General features: G+C 67.5%; 17 protein-coding genes. 14 read left to right on the top strand and 3 right to left on the bottom strand.

The window, feature by feature from the left end; genetic code table 11:
- Window positions 1-48: 48 nt before the first annotated feature.
- The 14 genes from lptA to ARC23_RS10890 all read left to right on the top strand — a co-directional run bounded on the left by lptA (window position 49) and on the right by ARC23_RS10890 (window position 11,575).
- The gene (lptA, locus tag ARC23_RS10955) at window positions 49-567 is read left to right on the top strand and encodes a lipopolysaccharide transport periplasmic protein LptA (RefSeq protein ID WP_057497264.1); all 519 of its coding nucleotides are present in this window, start codon (window positions 49-51) and stop codon (window positions 565-567) included.
- Window positions 567-1,286, top strand: a complete 720-nt coding sequence (lptB, locus tag ARC23_RS10950; RefSeq protein WP_057497263.1) for an LPS export ABC transporter ATP-binding protein — start codon at window positions 567-569, stop codon at window positions 1,284-1,286. The genes lptA and lptB overlap by 1 nt, the downstream gene beginning before the upstream one ends.
- 40 nt (window positions 1,287-1,326) lie before the next feature.
- Window positions 1,327-2,751, top strand: coding sequence for an RNA polymerase factor sigma-54 (locus tag ARC23_RS10945; RefSeq protein WP_057497262.1), 1,425 nt, complete (start codon window positions 1,327-1,329; stop codon window positions 2,749-2,751).
- A gap of 58 nt (window positions 2,752-2,809) precedes the next feature.
- Window positions 2,810-3,127, top strand: coding sequence for a ribosome hibernation-promoting factor, HPF/YfiA family (gene hpf, locus ARC23_RS10940; protein WP_057497261.1), 318 nt, complete (start codon window positions 2,810-2,812; stop codon window positions 3,125-3,127).
- Between the two features lie 21 nt (window positions 3,128-3,148).
- Window positions 3,149-3,601, top strand: a complete 453-nt coding sequence (locus ARC23_RS10935; RefSeq protein WP_057497260.1) for a PTS sugar transporter subunit IIA — start codon at window positions 3,149-3,151, stop codon at window positions 3,599-3,601.
- Window positions 3,598-4,548, top strand: a complete 951-nt coding sequence (gene hprK, locus ARC23_RS10930; protein ID WP_057497259.1) for an HPr(Ser) kinase/phosphatase — start codon at window positions 3,598-3,600, stop codon at window positions 4,546-4,548. Before ARC23_RS10935 ends, hprK begins: the two co-directional genes overlap by 4 nt.
- Window positions 4,549-4,575: 27 nt before the next feature.
- Window positions 4,576-5,460, top strand: coding sequence for an RNase adapter RapZ (rapZ, locus tag ARC23_RS10925; RefSeq protein ID WP_057497258.1), 885 nt, complete (start codon window positions 4,576-4,578; stop codon window positions 5,458-5,460).
- Window positions 5,461-5,724: 264 nt separating this feature from the next.
- Window positions 5,725-6,117 carry a PTS sugar transporter subunit IIA gene (locus tag ARC23_RS10920; protein ID WP_057497257.1) on the top strand — a complete coding sequence of 131 codons (393 nt, stop codon included), beginning with the start codon at window positions 5,725-5,727 and terminating at the stop codon, window positions 6,115-6,117.
- Window positions 6,110-6,379, top strand: a complete 270-nt coding sequence (locus ARC23_RS10915; RefSeq protein WP_057497256.1) for an HPr family phosphocarrier protein — start codon at window positions 6,110-6,112, stop codon at window positions 6,377-6,379. The genes ARC23_RS10920 and ARC23_RS10915 overlap by 8 nt, the downstream gene beginning before the upstream one ends.
- A gap of 2 nt (window positions 6,380-6,381) precedes the next feature.
- Window positions 6,382-8,151 (top strand): phosphoenolpyruvate--protein phosphotransferase, encoded by a 1,770-nt coding sequence (gene ptsP / locus ARC23_RS10910; RefSeq protein ID WP_057497255.1) that lies wholly within the window; start codon window positions 6,382-6,384, stop codon window positions 8,149-8,151.
- Between the two features lie 229 nt (window positions 8,152-8,380).
- On the top strand, window positions 8,381-9,742 hold the full coding sequence (mgtE, locus tag ARC23_RS10905; RefSeq protein ID WP_057497254.1) for a magnesium transporter: 1,362 nt from the start codon (window positions 8,381-8,383) through the stop codon (window positions 9,740-9,742).
- Between the two features lie 71 nt (window positions 9,743-9,813).
- A complete protein-coding gene (locus ARC23_RS10900) occupies window positions 9,814-10,080 on the top strand; it encodes a hypothetical protein (protein WP_057497253.1) in 267 nt (88 codons plus the stop codon).
- Between the two features lie 69 nt (window positions 10,081-10,149).
- On the top strand, window positions 10,150-10,947 hold the full coding sequence (locus tag ARC23_RS10895) for a carboxylesterase family protein (RefSeq protein WP_057497252.1): 798 nt from the start codon (window positions 10,150-10,152) through the stop codon (window positions 10,945-10,947).
- A 136-nt stretch (window positions 10,948-11,083) separates the two neighbouring features.
- On the top strand, window positions 11,084-11,575 hold the full coding sequence (locus tag ARC23_RS10890) for an REP-associated tyrosine transposase (protein ID WP_057497251.1): 492 nt from the start codon (window positions 11,084-11,086) through the stop codon (window positions 11,573-11,575).
- Between the two features lie 88 nt (window positions 11,576-11,663).
- Here ARC23_RS10890 and ARC23_RS10885 read toward each other — a convergent pair whose 3' ends face one another.
- From ARC23_RS10885 to ARC23_RS10875, 3 genes are read right to left on the bottom strand one after another with little or no spacing between them, the layout of a single operon-like run.
- A complete protein-coding gene (locus ARC23_RS10885) occupies window positions 11,664-12,614 on the bottom strand; it encodes an aspartate carbamoyltransferase catalytic subunit (RefSeq protein WP_057497250.1) in 951 nt (316 codons plus the stop codon).
- Window positions 12,615-12,630: 16 nt separating this feature from the next.
- Window positions 12,631-13,125 carry a Holliday junction resolvase RuvX gene (gene ruvX, locus ARC23_RS10880; protein WP_057497249.1) on the bottom strand — a complete coding sequence of 165 codons (495 nt, stop codon included), beginning with the start codon at window positions 13,123-13,125 and terminating at the stop codon, window positions 12,631-12,633.
- A complete protein-coding gene (locus tag ARC23_RS10875) occupies window positions 13,118-13,684 on the bottom strand; it encodes a YqgE/AlgH family protein (RefSeq protein ID WP_057497248.1) in 567 nt (188 codons plus the stop codon). The genes ruvX and ARC23_RS10875 overlap by 8 nt, the downstream gene beginning before the upstream one ends.
- Window positions 13,685-13,693: the final 9 nt, after the last annotated feature.

The raw sequence follows: 13,693 nt of genomic DNA, 5'->3' as shown, positions 1-13,693 counted from the left end.
CACCCGCCCTCGGTCCGCCGGGAGGCCCCACCGGTAGAACGGACCCCGATGAAGATTCCCTTTGCAGCCGTACTCGCGCTCGGTCTTCTTGTGCCCAGCGCTGCCTTCGCCAAGTCCACCGACCGCAACGAAGACATGCACATCGATTCCGGCGCACAGTCGGGCATGCTCACCGGCGACGGCAAGACCGTGCTGTCGCAGGGCGTGATCATCACCCAGGGCACGCTGGACCTGCGCTCGTCCGAGGCCGAGATCTACCTCAAGGACGGTGAAGCGGTACGCGTGGTGTTCACCGGCAAGCAGGCCAAGATGAAGCAGCAGCTCGATGACGGCACCTGGATGGACGCGCTGGCCGATCGCATCGACTACGACATCAAGACCGAGATCATCACCCTGACCGGCAACTACAAGGTCACCAGCGCGCGCGGCACCAATGCCGGCCAGCGCATGGTCTACAACACCCGCACCGGCGAGATGAACTCCGGTGGCGACGGCAGCCGCGTGCGCACCGTCATCCCGCCCAAGAACAAGACGCCCGCAGCGGCGCCGGCCGGGAGCAAGAAGTAATGCTCATCGCCAAGGGCCTGCGCAAGAAGTACAAGCAGCGCGAAGTCGTCAAGGACTTCGGTCTGACGCTCGACGCTGGCGAAGTGGTCGGCCTGCTGGGCCCCAACGGTGCCGGCAAGACCACCTGCTTCTACATGATCGTCGGCCTGGTCGCCGCCGATGCCGGCAGCATCGTGCTTGACGGCAAGGACATCACCGGCGACCCGATGTACACCCGCGCCAAGCAGGGCGTGGGCTACCTGCCACAGGAACCGTCGGTGTTCCGCAAGCTGACCGTGGCCGACAACATCCGCCTGGTGCTGGAACTGCGCGAAGACCTGGATGCGGCCGGCCGCGAGCGCGAATTGAACGGCCTGCTCGACGAGCTGCAGCTGGGCCACGTCGCCGACCAGCTCGGCGCCAGCCTGTCCGGTGGCGAACGCCGCCGTTGCGAGATCGCCCGCGCCCTGGCCGCACAGCCGCGCCTGATCCTGCTCGATGAACCGTTCGCCGGTGTCGACCCGATCTCGGTCGGCGAGATCCAGCGCATCGTCACCCATCTCAAGCAGCGCGGCATCGGTGTGCTGATCACCGACCACAACGTCCGCGAGACCTTGGGAATCTGTGATCGCGCGTATATCCTCGCCGAGGGCAGCGTGCTCGCCCAGGGGTCGCCGGAGGCGATCCTGGACAACGCCGACGTACGTCGCGTCTACCTTGGGGATTCCTTCAAGCTGTGATCGCAGGCGCCGGGTCCCCTTCCTTCCGTTCGGCACAGGCATGAAGACTCGGCTGCAGACATCGTTGGGACAGCACCTGGTGCTCACGCCCCAGCTGCAGCAGGCGATCAAGCTGCTGCAGATGTCCACCACCGAGCTGGAGCTGGAGATCGCCCAGGCGGTGGAAAGCAACCCGTTGCTGGACTGGGCCGACGGCAGCGACGACAACGCAGCCAGCGAGGGCGGCGACGGCAACGTCAGCGAGGAGGCCCCCGCCGAACGCAGCGACAGCGGCGACGACTGGGCACCGGCCGAGCTGGACTGGAGCGCCGCCGGCAGTGGCGGCAGCTTCGATGACGATGACGACACCGGCAGCGCCGCAGAGCGCGTGGCCGAAACCGAAACCCTGGCCGACCATCTGCTGTGGCAGCTGCACCTGTCGCATCTTTCGGCGCGTGACCGCAGCATCGGCGCGGCGCTGATCGATGCACTCGACGACGACGGCTACCTGCGCGAGCCGCTGGCGACCATCGCCGAAACCCTGCTGCCGGCCATCCATGCCGACCCGGATGAGATCCTCGCGGTCCTGCATCGCATCCAGCGTTTCGACCCGGTCGGCGTGGCCGCACGCACGCTCGGTGAATGCCTGCAGCTGCAGCTGGAGGTGCTGGCCGGCGACACGCCCGGCCTGGCGCTGGCGCGGCAGATCGCCGCAGGCCCGCTGGAACGGCTGCCGCGCAGTGGCGTGCCCGGGCTTGCCCACGAACTGAAACAACCGCTGGCCGATGTCGAGACCGCCGTGGCCCTGCTGCGTTCGCTGGACCCACGGCCGGGCACGCAGGTCGCGCCGCTGTCGCAGGACACCTACGTGGTGCCGGATGTCGTGGTGTGGCGGCAGAACGGTATCTGGCGCGCGGCACTGGCCGGGCATGCCGGGCCGAAGGTGGTGATCCACCGTGGCTACGAGCAGTTGATCCGCCGCTGTGGCGACGCCGATGCAGGTTACCTGCGCGCCCAGCTGCAGGAAGCGCGCTGGCTGCTCAAGGGCCTGCAACAACGCGGCGAGACCCTGCTGCGGGTGGTGCGCAGCCTGATCCTGCAGCAGGCCGGTTTCCTCGAGTTCGGCGAACAGGCGCTGCGCCCGCTGACCCTGCGCGAGATCGCCTCCGAACTGGGCCTGCACGAATCGACGGTATCGCGCGCGATCGCCCGCAAGCATGTGCGCACCCCGCGCGGCACCCTGCCGCTGCGTGCCTTCTTCGCCTCGGGCATCGATACCGACGGCGGCGGCGAGGCCTCCAGCACCGCCATCCAGGCGATGATCCGGCGCCTGATCGACGATGAGAACCCGCGCAAGCCGCTTTCTGACGCCAAGCTGGCTGACCTGCTCAAATCGTCGGGAATTCCAGTAGCGCGGCGCACCGTGGCGAAGTATCGTGAAGCCATGAACATCTCCGCCTCGCACGAAAGGGTCAGAATCGCTTGACGCACCGCCGCGCCCGGCGGAGAGGTTCATTGGCACATCCGAACACAGGAGAAACCCGATGCGCATCGAAACGTTTGGCAAAGACGTCGAAGTCACCCCGGCCCTGCAGTCCTATGTGGAGGAGAAGCTGGCCCGGATCGGAAAACACTTCGACCAGCACTGCGAAGCGCGGGTGACCCTCAAGCTGCAGAAGACCGAACACCACGTCGACGCCAGCCTCAACATTCCGGGGCAGACCCTGCACGCCGAGGCCGGCGGCCAGACCATGTATGCCGCGATCGACGTGCTCGCGGACAAGCTTGACCGCCTGGTGATCAAGCACAAAGAGAAAAAACAGCAGCACGCACCGCTGCCGGTGGGCGACAATGGCGGCTGATCGCCACCGTTTCCCGCAGACATGCCCCTGAATGACCTCCTGGCGGCCGTGCAGACCCAACTCTGCACGGCCACCGACCGCGACAGCGTCCTGCAGGCCGCCGCCGGGTTGCTGGCCTGCCGCCAGGCCAACGCCGAACAGATCTACCTGAACCTGTGCCAGCGTGAAGCGCTGGGCAGCACGGCGATCGGTCACGGCATCGCCATCCCCCACGGCCGCGCGCCGACCCTGGACCGCCCACGCGGCGCCCTGCTTCGGTTGGCCACCCCGGTCGACTTCGGCGGCGACGAACCGGTCGACCTGGTATTTGCGATCGCCGTTCCCACCCATTACACGCACCAGCACCTGATGCTGCTGTCCGAGCTGGCCGAACTGTTCTCGGCGCCGGCCATCCGCCAGGCACTGCGTGACGCCGGCGACGCCCGGGCCCTGCGCCAGGCGCTGGACCTGCCCCCACCTGCGAGCGCCGCATGAATACCAGCATCACCGCACGCGAACTGTTCGAACAGCAGCGCGAGCGGCTGGGCCTGCGCTGGGCCGCTGGCCAGTCCGGCGAGAAGCGCGAGCTGGAGGCCGGCAACACGGTCTCGCGGCGCCCGTCGCTGGCCGGCTACCTCAATGCGATCTACCCCAACAAGGTGCAGATCCTGGGCACCGAAGAGCTGTCCTGGCTGGATGCACTGGAACCGCGCCAGCGCTGGGAAACGATCGAGAAGATCATGCAGTCGCATCCGCTGGCGCTGGTGCTGACCCGCAACCAGCCCTGTCCGGAAGACCTGCGCGCGGCCGCCGATGAATCCGGCACGCCGTTGTGGCTGTCCCCCAAGCGTGGCCACGAGCTGCTCAACCATCTGTCCTACCACCTGGCGCGCACGCTGGCGCCGCGGGTGATCCTGCACGGCGTGTTCATGGAGATCTACTCCATCGGCGTGCTGATCACCGGTGAGGCCGGCTCGGGCAAGAGCGAGCTGGCGCTGGAACTGCTCAGCCGTGGCCACCGGCTGGTGGCCGACGACGCCCCCGAGTTCACCCAGATCGCCCCCGACGTGCTCGATGGCACCTGCCCGGAGCTGCTGCAGGACCTGCTGGAAGTGCGCGGCCTGGGTGTGCTGAACGTGCGCGAGATGTTCGGCGACACGGCTGTAAAGAAGAACAAGTACCTTCGGCTGATCGTCCACCTGACCAAGCCGATGACCGAACCCACGCCGCACGGCTACGAACGCCTGACCGGCGATTCGGGCACCCGCCATGTGCTGGACCTGGACGTGCCGCTGATCACCCTGCCGGTGATGCCTGGCCGCAACCTGGCCGTGCTGACCGAGGCGGCCACCCGCCTGCACATCCTGCGTACCAAGGGCATCGACCCTGCGGCGATGTTCATCGCCCGCCACAGCAACCTGCTGGAACGGCGAACGCCCTGACCCCCCTGCCCTGCCAAGAGCCTGTCCATGAGCACCGTCACGCCCACCGCCCCGACCCTGATCATCGTCAGTGGCCTGTCCGGCTCGGGTAAATCCGTCGCCCTGAAGACCTTCGAGGACCAGGACTACTACTGTTCGGACAACCTGCCGATCCACCTGCTGCCGGACTTCGTGCGCAGCCTGCTGGACAACCACGACGGCCGCGCGCCGCGCCGGCTGGCGGTGGGTATCGACGTGCGCGGCCAGGCCGACCTCAGCCAGCTGGGCGACTGGCGGCAGCTGGCCACCGACGCCGGCGTTGAAGTAAAGGTGCTGTTCTTCGAGGCCAGCGACGAGACCGTCCTCAAGCGCTATGCCGACACCCGCCGCCGGCATCCGCTGAGCCAGCTGGGTCTTTCCCTGCCCGAAGCGATCGCCCGCGAACGCGAACTGACCGCACCGCTGCGGCGCGAAGCCGACGCGGTGATCGATACCAGCAGCCTCAACGTGCATCAGCTGCGCCGTCGGATCATTACCGAGTTCGCGATGGGCCATGCCACCAGCCTGTCGCTGTTGTTCGAGTCGTTTGCCTACAAGCGTGGCGTTCCGGCCGAAGCAGACTTCGTGTTCGATGCACGGGTGCTGCCCAACCCGCACTGGGACCCCGACCTGCGAGCGCTCAGCGGCCGCGAACCCGGGGTGCGCGACTACCTGGAGGCGCAGCCGGATGTGCAGCGCTATCTGGCGCAGCTGATGGATTTTCTCGATACCTGGCTGCCGAAGCTGGGCGACGGCACCCGCAGCTACGTGACCGTGGCCTTCGGCTGCACCGGCGGCAAGCATCGCTCGGTGTTCCTGGCCGAGCGCATGGCGCGGCATGCGCGCGAGATGGGCTGGGAAGACGTGGCCACGTACCACCGCGAACAGGATTGAGGGGGTCGGCCGGGCTGCGCCCGGCCCCCGTTGTAGAGTCGAGCCATGCTCGACTGAAGCAACGGCAAAGCCGGCATTCGTGGGATGGCGGGGCGGTGTGCTGTTGGTGGGTGTCGACTTCAGTCGACACGATCCACGCCATGCGTGGATGAACCGCTGACGGGCATCGGAAAACGGGTCCGGTCCGAGCAACACTGAATACGGGACACAGCGCCCCTCTCCTGCTGCTATCGCCGATTCACCTTGACCTGTTAACGTGCAGTTATGACCTGTGGCATTCTCCTCGTAACACATCCCGGGGTCGGGACCGCCCTGCTTGACGTGGCGACCCGGCTCCTGCGGCAATTGCCGCTGAAAACCGAAGCTTTCGAAGTACCGTTCGACGCAGACCTGGACGCCCTGCTCCCGCTCGCCTCGGCCGCCCTGCGGCGGGTCGACGGTGGTGCAGGCGTGCTGATCCTGACCGACCTGTACGGCGCCAGCCCCGCCAATCTTGCCGGGCAGCTGGCCCGGCTGGGGACCCCGGTTCGCCGGGTGTCGGCGCTGAGCCTGCCGATGTTGCTGCGGGTGATGAATTATCCGGAACAGGGACTGGATCAACTGCCCGCCACAGCCGCGGCGGGTACCCGTAATGGAGCGATAGTCGACGATGCTTGAACGAGAACTCACCGTGAGCAACCGCCTGGGCCTGCATGCCCGGGCCACCGCCAAGCTGGTGCAGGCCCTGGCGCCTTTCCGCTGCAACGTGACCATGGCCGCCAAGGGCCGTGAGATCAACGCCAAGAGCATCATGGGCGTGATGCTGCTGGCCGCCGGCCAGGGCACGCCGGTCACCGTGCGCATCACCGGCGAGGACGAGGCGGCCGCGATGGATGCGGTGGTGGACCTGTTCGAACGCCGCTTCGACGAGGACAGCTGAGCGTGCCACGCGCGCGCGCCGGCCAGCCTTCTTCCGGCCTGCGGCCGGTCCAGCTGCTGGCCGGCCACGGCGCCGCACGCGGCACGGCGATGGGCCGCGCCCGTGTACGCCTGCCGCATGCGCTGGAGGTGGCCGAACAACGGGTGGCGCCCAGCCAGGTGGAGGCAGAACTGGCCCGCCTGCACCACGCAGTGGCCGCCGCGCGCACCGAAATGCACGAGCTGCGCCAGCGCCTGCACGGTGCCTTGAGCCAGGAAGTGGGCGAATTCCTCGACCTGCACGCCCTGCTGCTGGACGACCCCGAGCTGCTGCATGGGCTGGATGAGCTGATCCGCAGCGGCCCCTACAGCGCCGGCTATGCCCTGCGCGTGCAACGCGACCGCCTGGCCAGGGTCTTCGATGGCATGGACGATGCCTACCTGAAGAGCCGCATGGACGATCTGGACCACGTGATCGGCCGCATCCATGCCTTCCTGCAACCCGAACGCCCGCCGGTGGTGAAGGGCCTGGCCGGCGAGATCCTGGTCTGCGACAACATCGCCCCGTCCGAGCTGGCCCAGTTGCAGGCACAGGGCGTGGTCGGCATCGTCACGGCAGCCGGCAGCGCACTGTCGCACAGCGCCATCCTGGCGCGCAGCCTGCATCTGCCGTTGATCGTGAACGTGCCGCAGCTGCTGAGCCGCGTCGCCGATGGCGATGTGCTGATCATCGATGGTGCCGACGGCAGCATCACCGCCAACCCGCTGGCCGACAACCTGCGCGATTACCGCGCGCGCCTGAAGGAACATGCGCGCGAACAGCGCGAGCTTGGGCGCCTGCGCAGCAAGCCCAGCCGCACCCGCGACCAGGTCGACATCGCCCTGCTGGCCAATGCCGAATCACTGGAGGATGTCACCCAGGCACATGCACTGGGTGCCCAGGGCCTGGGCCTGTACCGCACCGAATTCCTGTTCCTGCAGCGCAACGAGCTGCCGGACGAAGAAGAGCAGTTCCAGACCTATCGCGACGCCGCACTGGGCATGAGCGGGCGGCCGGTGACCATCCGCACGCTCGACCTGGGTGCGGACAAGGCTGACCGCACCGGCCTGACCCTGAGCAACGAGGAGAATCCGGCGCTGGGCCTGCGTGGCGTGCGCCTGTCGCTGGCGCGGCCGAAAGTGGCCGACACCCAGCTGCGCGCGATCCTGCGGGCCTCGGCCTACGGCAAGCTGCGCGTGCTGCTGCCGATGATCAGCACCCGCGAGGAACTGCTGGCGGTGCGCCGGCGCATGCTGAAGCTGACCGAGCAGCTGCGCGGCGAAGGCCACATGGTGTCCGAGCATGTGCCGCTGGGCGCGATGATCGAAGTACCCGCCGCCGCGCTGGCACTGGAGAGTTTCATCGATCTGGTCGACTTCCTGTCGGTCGGCACCAACGACCTGGTGCAGTACCTGCTGGCTGCCGATCGCAACAACGAAGCACTCGGCGAGTTGTACTCGCCCCTGCACCCGGCGGTGTTGCGCCTGCTGCAGATGGTGATCGAGACCGGCGCGCGCCATCGCATCCCGGTGGCGGTGTGTGGCGAGATGGCCGGTGATGCACGGATGACGCCGCTGCTGCTGGCGCTGGGGCTGACCGAATTCAGCCTGCATCCCGGCACCCTGCTGGAAGTGCGCCGCGCGATCCGCGAGGCCGATCTGGCCATGCTGCGCGCGCGTGCACCGAAGTTGCTGGCCGCCCGCGACCGCCGCGCCATCGAGCGCTGGCTGGCGCTGGTGGCCGATACGCCCTGACACCACCCGCTCGCCGGGCATGCACGCCTGGGGTCAGATCCCTTTTCCGCGGGAAAAGGGATCTGACCCCGTCTCGTTGAAGGCCAAGCGGTTGCCGGCCAGCGGCCGGCACTACCACCACCCGGCGGCTATGCGTTGAAACATCCCCTTGCGATAATGACGCGCTGAACACCCCTGTTGCCGCATCCTTGCCGGGATTGCGGCTTTTCTTATTCCCGCGGGAGCTGCGATGGCCGAAGCTGTACGCCACGACAAGACTGCGCGCCAACTGCGGATGCTGTCCGATGCACTGGACAGTGGCCGCCTGGGTCCGGTGCGCCGCCTGGTCAACACCCTGGCCCCGGCCGAGATCGGCAACCTGCTTGAATCGCTGCCGCCGGGCAAGCGCGAGGTGGTGTGGGGCCTGGTCGATCCGGAAGATGATGGCGAGGTGCTGGTCCACGTCGGCGACGACGTGCGCGAAAGCCTGCTGGCGGACATGGACCCGGACGAGATCATCGCCGCGGTCGAAGACCTGGACATCGACGACCTGGCCGACCTGGTCGAAGACCTGCCGGATACGGTCATCGACGAGGTCCTCAAGTCGATGGACCGCGAGAACCGCGAGCGCCTGGAGCAGGTGCTGTCCTATCCCGAGGACAGCGCCGGCCGCCTGATGAACCCGGACGTGGTGACCGTACGCGCCGACGTCAACGTCGACGTGGTGCTGCGCTACCTGCGCCTGCGCGGCGAACTGCCCGACCACACCGATCACCTGTTCGTGGTCAGCCGGCGCCATCAGTACCTGGGCCGGGTGTCGCTGGCGGCACTGGTGACCCACGAGGACACCACCCCGATCAACCGCCTGATCGACGACGAGCAGCCGGCCATCGACGTCGGCGAGAGCGACCAGGAAGTCGCCCGCCAGTTCTCCGACCATGACTGGATCTCCGCGCCGGTGGTGGACGAGAACAACATCCTGGTCGGTCGCATCACCATCGATGACGTGGTCGACATCATCCGTGGCCAGGCCGAGCACCAGGCGCTGGGCGCGGCCGGCCTGGACGAGGACGAGGACCTGTTCAGCCCGGTCTGGCGCGCGATGCGCCGCCGCCTGATGTGGCTGTCGGTCAACCTGTGTACCGCTTTCCTGGCCTCCAGCGTGGTCGGCCACTTCGAAGGCACCATCGACAAGCTGGTGGCGCTGGCGGTGCTGATGCCGATCGTGGCCGGCCTCGGCGGCAACGCCGGCACCCAGGTGCTGGCGCTGATGGTGCGTGGCCTGGCGCTGGGCCAGGTGGGCGCCTCCAATGCACGCACCCTGTTGTGGAAGGAAGTGCGGGTAGCCCTGCTCAATGGCCTGCTGCTGGGTTCGGTGCTGGGCCTGATCGTGCTGGCCTGGTTCCACTCGCCGGGGCTGTCGGCGGTGATCGCCATCGCGCTGACCTGCAACCTGCTGTTCGCCGCCCTGGCCGGCGTGCTGGTACCCCTGACCCTGAAACGCTTCGGCTTCGACCCGGCGCTGGCCAGCGGCATCTTCCTGACCGCCGTGACCGACTCGATGGGGTTCTTCACCTTCCTCGGCCTGGCCACCCTGGTGCTGCTGCACTGACCGTATCAAGCCAAAACCCAGGGTCGGATCCCCGCTGCGCGGGGCTCTGACCCGATTCCAACTGGACCCTCATGGCAACCACAATCGACAACTATTTCCAGCCTGGCTGGCGCGACCAGCAGCACACCTGCCCGGCCTGCGAATGGAAGGGCAGTTCGCGTGCGATGGAGATGGAGCTGGACGAGGACGCCACCGAGTACGACTGCCCGGTCTGCGAGAACCCGCTGCTGGTGGTCCTGCACCCCGACCTGGCGCAGGTGCAGGCGGCGGCCGCCGAAGGCAATGCCGAGGCCCAGGAACAGCTGGACATCATCGCCAGTTTCCCGCGCCCGCAGTGATGCGGCGCATGATGCCGCGTTGACGGCGGCGGACTACGATGCAGTGATCTCGCCGCTTCGGGAAACCTCATGCTCCGTTCAATCCTGCGCGGGCTGCCAGCCCTGGTCTTTCTGGTGTTGACCGGCTGCACTTCGATGCCCGACAGCGCCCGTGGGCATTTCGAAGCGCGCGCGGTGAAGGTGGATGGCGAAACGGCCTACTACCAGGTGTTCGTTCCGGCGGCATCGGCGCGCACACCCGGCTCGCTGCCGGTGGTGTTGTTCCTGCACGGATCCGGCGAGCGCGGCGGCGATGGCGTCAAGCCGACCCATGCCGGATTGGGGCCGTACCTGCGCGCGCATGCGGCCGATTTCCCGGCGTTGGCCGTGTTCCCGCAGGTGCCGGGGCGCGAGGAATGGAGCGGACGCAACAACCGCGTTGCGTTGGCCGCGCTGGATGCCGCCATTGCCGAGTTCGGTGCCGACCCGGCGCGCCAGTATCTGACCGGCATGTCGATGGGCGGCTATGGCAGCTGGAACATCGCCCTGGACGACCCACGCCGCTTCGCGGCGATCGTGCCGGTATGCGGCGCGGTACTGGCCCCGCGTGCGGTGCGGCCGACCCTGTTCGTCGAGCAGGTTGCCCACGAGGCCGACCCGTACACGGCCATCGCCCAGCGCCTGCGGCACACCCCGATCTGGATCTTCCACGGCGCACTGGATGACGTGGTGCCGCCTGCCGATGACCGCCGCCTGCACGCCGCATTCCAAGCCGCCGGTGCGCGTGACGTGCGCTATACCGAATACCCCGACGGCAACCACAACGCCTGGGATGCCACCTACGCCGACCCGGCGATGTGGGCGTGGCTGTTCGCACAGAAGCGCTGAGCCATAGCTTCGCTAGTTGTCAACCTTGGTTGGGATTGACTGCTCTGGTAGTTGCCAACCTTGGTTGGCACTGGCCTACCTGAAACCAACCCATTCCCCGATGTTCACTGGAAGCGGGCCCGTCCATGCTTGCTCCATGCAGAACACACGCCTCCTGCTCGGTCGTCGCTCCAGCATCGGCCTCAGCTATATCCTCACCACCGTCGTCCATGACCGCGCGCCGCTCTTCACCAACGCCGCAGCGGCCGCCTTGGCAGTCCGCGAATTCCAGCGACTGGATCAGGAAGGCTTCACCTGCTCGATTGCGTACGTGGTCATGCCCGACCACATCCACTGGCTGGTCGAACTACGTGCGGGAACGCTGGAAACCGTCATGAAGCGTTTCAAGTCGCGCACAGCCCAGCAGGTAAACCGGTTGCTGGGGCGCGTCGGGCGCTTCTGGCAGGCCTGCTATCACGATCATGCGATCCGCTCTGACGAATCGTTGCACCGGCATGCGATGTATCTGATGGGAAATCCGATCAGGGCCGGGCTGACGACGCGGCTTGGGCAATATCCCCATGCATGGTGCGAATGGGAGCTTGGGGCTTCGTGTGATCCGCTCGACAACTTGGGCGCGGATGGATAGTGCCAACCAAGGTTGGCATCTACCAGAGCGGTGCGCGGACAAGCCGCGCGGTAAGTGTGTCAACCAAGGTTGACACCTACCAGAGCGATCAGCCCAGCAGCGTTTCAAGCACGGCCATGCGCACCGCAACGCCGTTGGCGACCTGGCGCAGCACCCACGACTGCGGGCCGTCGGCCACCTCGTCGGTCACTTCCACGCCACGGTTGATCGGGCCCGGGTGCAGCACCGCGGCATCCTTGCCGGCACGGGCCAGGCGCTCATGGGTCAGGCCGTACTGCGCGTGATACTGCTCCAGCGACGGCACCAGGCCCTCTTCCATGCGCTCGCGCTGCAGGCGCAGCATCATGAAGGCATCGACACCTTCCAGCATGGCGTCAAAATCATCGCCGACCACGCAGCCCTTCAGGGTCTCATCGTCGGGCAGCAGCGACTGCGGGCCGCATACGCGGATCTCGCCCACGCCCAGCGTACGCAGCGCGTGCAGGTCGGTGCGCGCCACCCGCGAGTGCTTGACGTCGCCGACGATCACCACCTTCAGCTTCGAGAAATCCGGGCCCTTGGCCTGGCGCAGGGTCAGCATGTCCAGCAGGCCCTGGGTGGGGTGCGAACTGCGGCCGTCGCCGGCGTTGATCAACGCCGTGCCCTCGCCCGCCGCCTCGGCCAGTGCGGCCACGGCGCCGTCATCGGGGTGGCGCACCACGAAGCCACGCACGCCCATCGCTTCCAGGTTGCGCAGCGTGTCGCAGGCGGTTTCGCCCTTGCGCGTGGACGAGGTGGAGGCATCGAAATTCAGCACGTCGGCGCCCAGCCGCTGCGCAGCCAGCTGGAACGAACTGCGGGTGCGCGTGGACGGTTCGAAGAACAGCGTGCATACCGCCGAACCGGCCAGCACGTGGCGCTTGTTGCCGACGCGGCCGACCGCGGCATCGCGGATCTGCCCGGCACGGTCGAGCAGCTGCAGCAGGGTTTCGCGCGGCAGGCCCTCAAGGGTCAGCAGGTGGCGCAGGCGTCCGGAGGCATCGAGTTGCTGGGCGGTCATGGCGGGAGTCGTGCAGTCAGGGAATGGGAGTGGCGTCGTCCGGTGACGACAGCCAGCGGTCGATGATCACCGCCGCGGCCACTGCATCGAGGGCGGCCGCGTCACGGCGGCGCCTGCGCCCTTCGGCGCGCTCGACAGCGAAGCGGCGGGCAGCTTCGACCGAGCTGGAGCGCTCGTCGATCATTACCACCGGCAGCTTGAAACGTTCCCGCAGCTGGCGGGCAAAGCCCTGCGCGCGCTTGCGGTTGGGCTGGTCCTGGCCATCCAGGGTCAGCGGGTCGCCCACCACCAGGCCATCGGGCTTCCATTCCTTGAGCAGGCGTTCGATCGCGGTCCAGTCCGGACCGTTGCCGTGCACATCGACCACGGCCACCGCACGCGCATGCGCAGCGAAGGCACTGCCGATGGCCACGCCGATCCGCCGCGAGCCGACATCGAAACCCAGGACCGTGCCGTCACGACGGATGGCCGGGGCCGCAGAATCCGGCGCGGGCGTGATGGGCTCAGACATGGCCGCTGTAGTCGGTCAGCCGGAACAGGTCAACGCCGATACGCGAGGCCGCACCCTGCCAGCGCTGCTCCAGCGGCAGCTGGAACACCAGCTCGGCGTCGGCCGGCACGGTCAGCCAGCTGTTCTCGGCCAGCTCGCTTTCCAGCTGCCCTGCGCCCCAGCCTGCACAGCCGAGGGTGACCACGGCATTGGCCGGGCCTTCGCCACGCGCCATCGCTTCGAGGATGTCGCGCGAGGTGGTCAGGTACAGGCCGTCACCCACGGTCAGGCTGGAATCCCATGCGCGCGCGTCGTCATGGATGACGAAGCCGCGCTCGGGATGCACCGGGCCGCCATTGAGCACCATGCGCGCCTGCAGGTCGCTATCACCGGTGGTGATGTCCATCTGCGCAAGCACTTCACCCAGCGTGTATTCGGAAGGCTGGTTGACCAGTACGCCCATCGCCCCGTTCTCGTCGTGCTGGCAGATCAGCGCAACGCTGCGGGCAAAGGTCGCGTCGAGCAGCGACGGCAGCGCGACGAGCAGGTGATCGGCAAGGGAGGTCGGCATTACAGGCATGGGCCCATT

Source organism: Stenotrophomonas beteli (assembly GCF_001431665.1).
Lineage (GTDB): Bacteria > Pseudomonadota > Gammaproteobacteria > Xanthomonadales > Xanthomonadaceae > Stenotrophomonas > Stenotrophomonas beteli.
This window is presented reverse-complemented; position numbering and strand designations above follow the sequence as displayed.

Coding starts and splice junctions, on each gene's coding strand:
- lptA (WP_057497264.1), top strand. CDS start 49: ATGAAGATTCCCTTTGCAGCCGTACTCGCGCTCGGTCTTCTTGTGCCC.
- lptB (WP_057497263.1), top strand. CDS start 567: ATGCTCATCGCCAAGGGCCTGCGCAAGAAGTACAAGCAGCGCGAAGTC.
- ARC23_RS10945 (WP_057497262.1), top strand. CDS start 1,327: ATGAAGACTCGGCTGCAGACATCGTTGGGACAGCACCTGGTGCTCACG.
- hpf (WP_057497261.1), top strand. CDS start 2,810: ATGCGCATCGAAACGTTTGGCAAAGACGTCGAAGTCACCCCGGCCCTG.
- ARC23_RS10935 (WP_057497260.1), top strand. CDS start 3,149: ATGCCCCTGAATGACCTCCTGGCGGCCGTGCAGACCCAACTCTGCACG.
- hprK (WP_057497259.1), top strand. CDS start 3,598: ATGAATACCAGCATCACCGCACGCGAACTGTTCGAACAGCAGCGCGAG.
- rapZ (WP_057497258.1), top strand. CDS start 4,576: ATGAGCACCGTCACGCCCACCGCCCCGACCCTGATCATCGTCAGTGGC.
- ARC23_RS10920 (WP_057497257.1), top strand. CDS start 5,725: ATGACCTGTGGCATTCTCCTCGTAACACATCCCGGGGTCGGGACCGCC.
- ARC23_RS10915 (WP_057497256.1), top strand. CDS start 6,110: ATGCTTGAACGAGAACTCACCGTGAGCAACCGCCTGGGCCTGCATGCC.
- mgtE (WP_057497254.1), top strand. CDS start 8,381: ATGGCCGAAGCTGTACGCCACGACAAGACTGCGCGCCAACTGCGGATG.
- ARC23_RS10900 (WP_057497253.1), top strand. CDS start 9,814: ATGGCAACCACAATCGACAACTATTTCCAGCCTGGCTGGCGCGACCAG.
- ARC23_RS10895 (WP_057497252.1), top strand. CDS start 10,150: ATGCTCCGTTCAATCCTGCGCGGGCTGCCAGCCCTGGTCTTTCTGGTG.
- ARC23_RS10890 (WP_057497251.1), top strand. CDS start 11,084: ATGCAGAACACACGCCTCCTGCTCGGTCGTCGCTCCAGCATCGGCCTC.
- ARC23_RS10885 (WP_057497250.1), bottom strand. CDS start 12,614: ATGACCGCCCAGCAACTCGATGCCTCCGGACGCCTGCGCCACCTGCTG.
- ruvX (WP_057497249.1), bottom strand. CDS start 13,125: ATGTCTGAGCCCATCACGCCCGCGCCGGATTCTGCGGCCCCGGCCATC.
- ARC23_RS10875 (WP_057497248.1), bottom strand. CDS start 13,684: ATGCCTGTAATGCCGACCTCCCTTGCCGATCACCTGCTCGTCGCGCTG.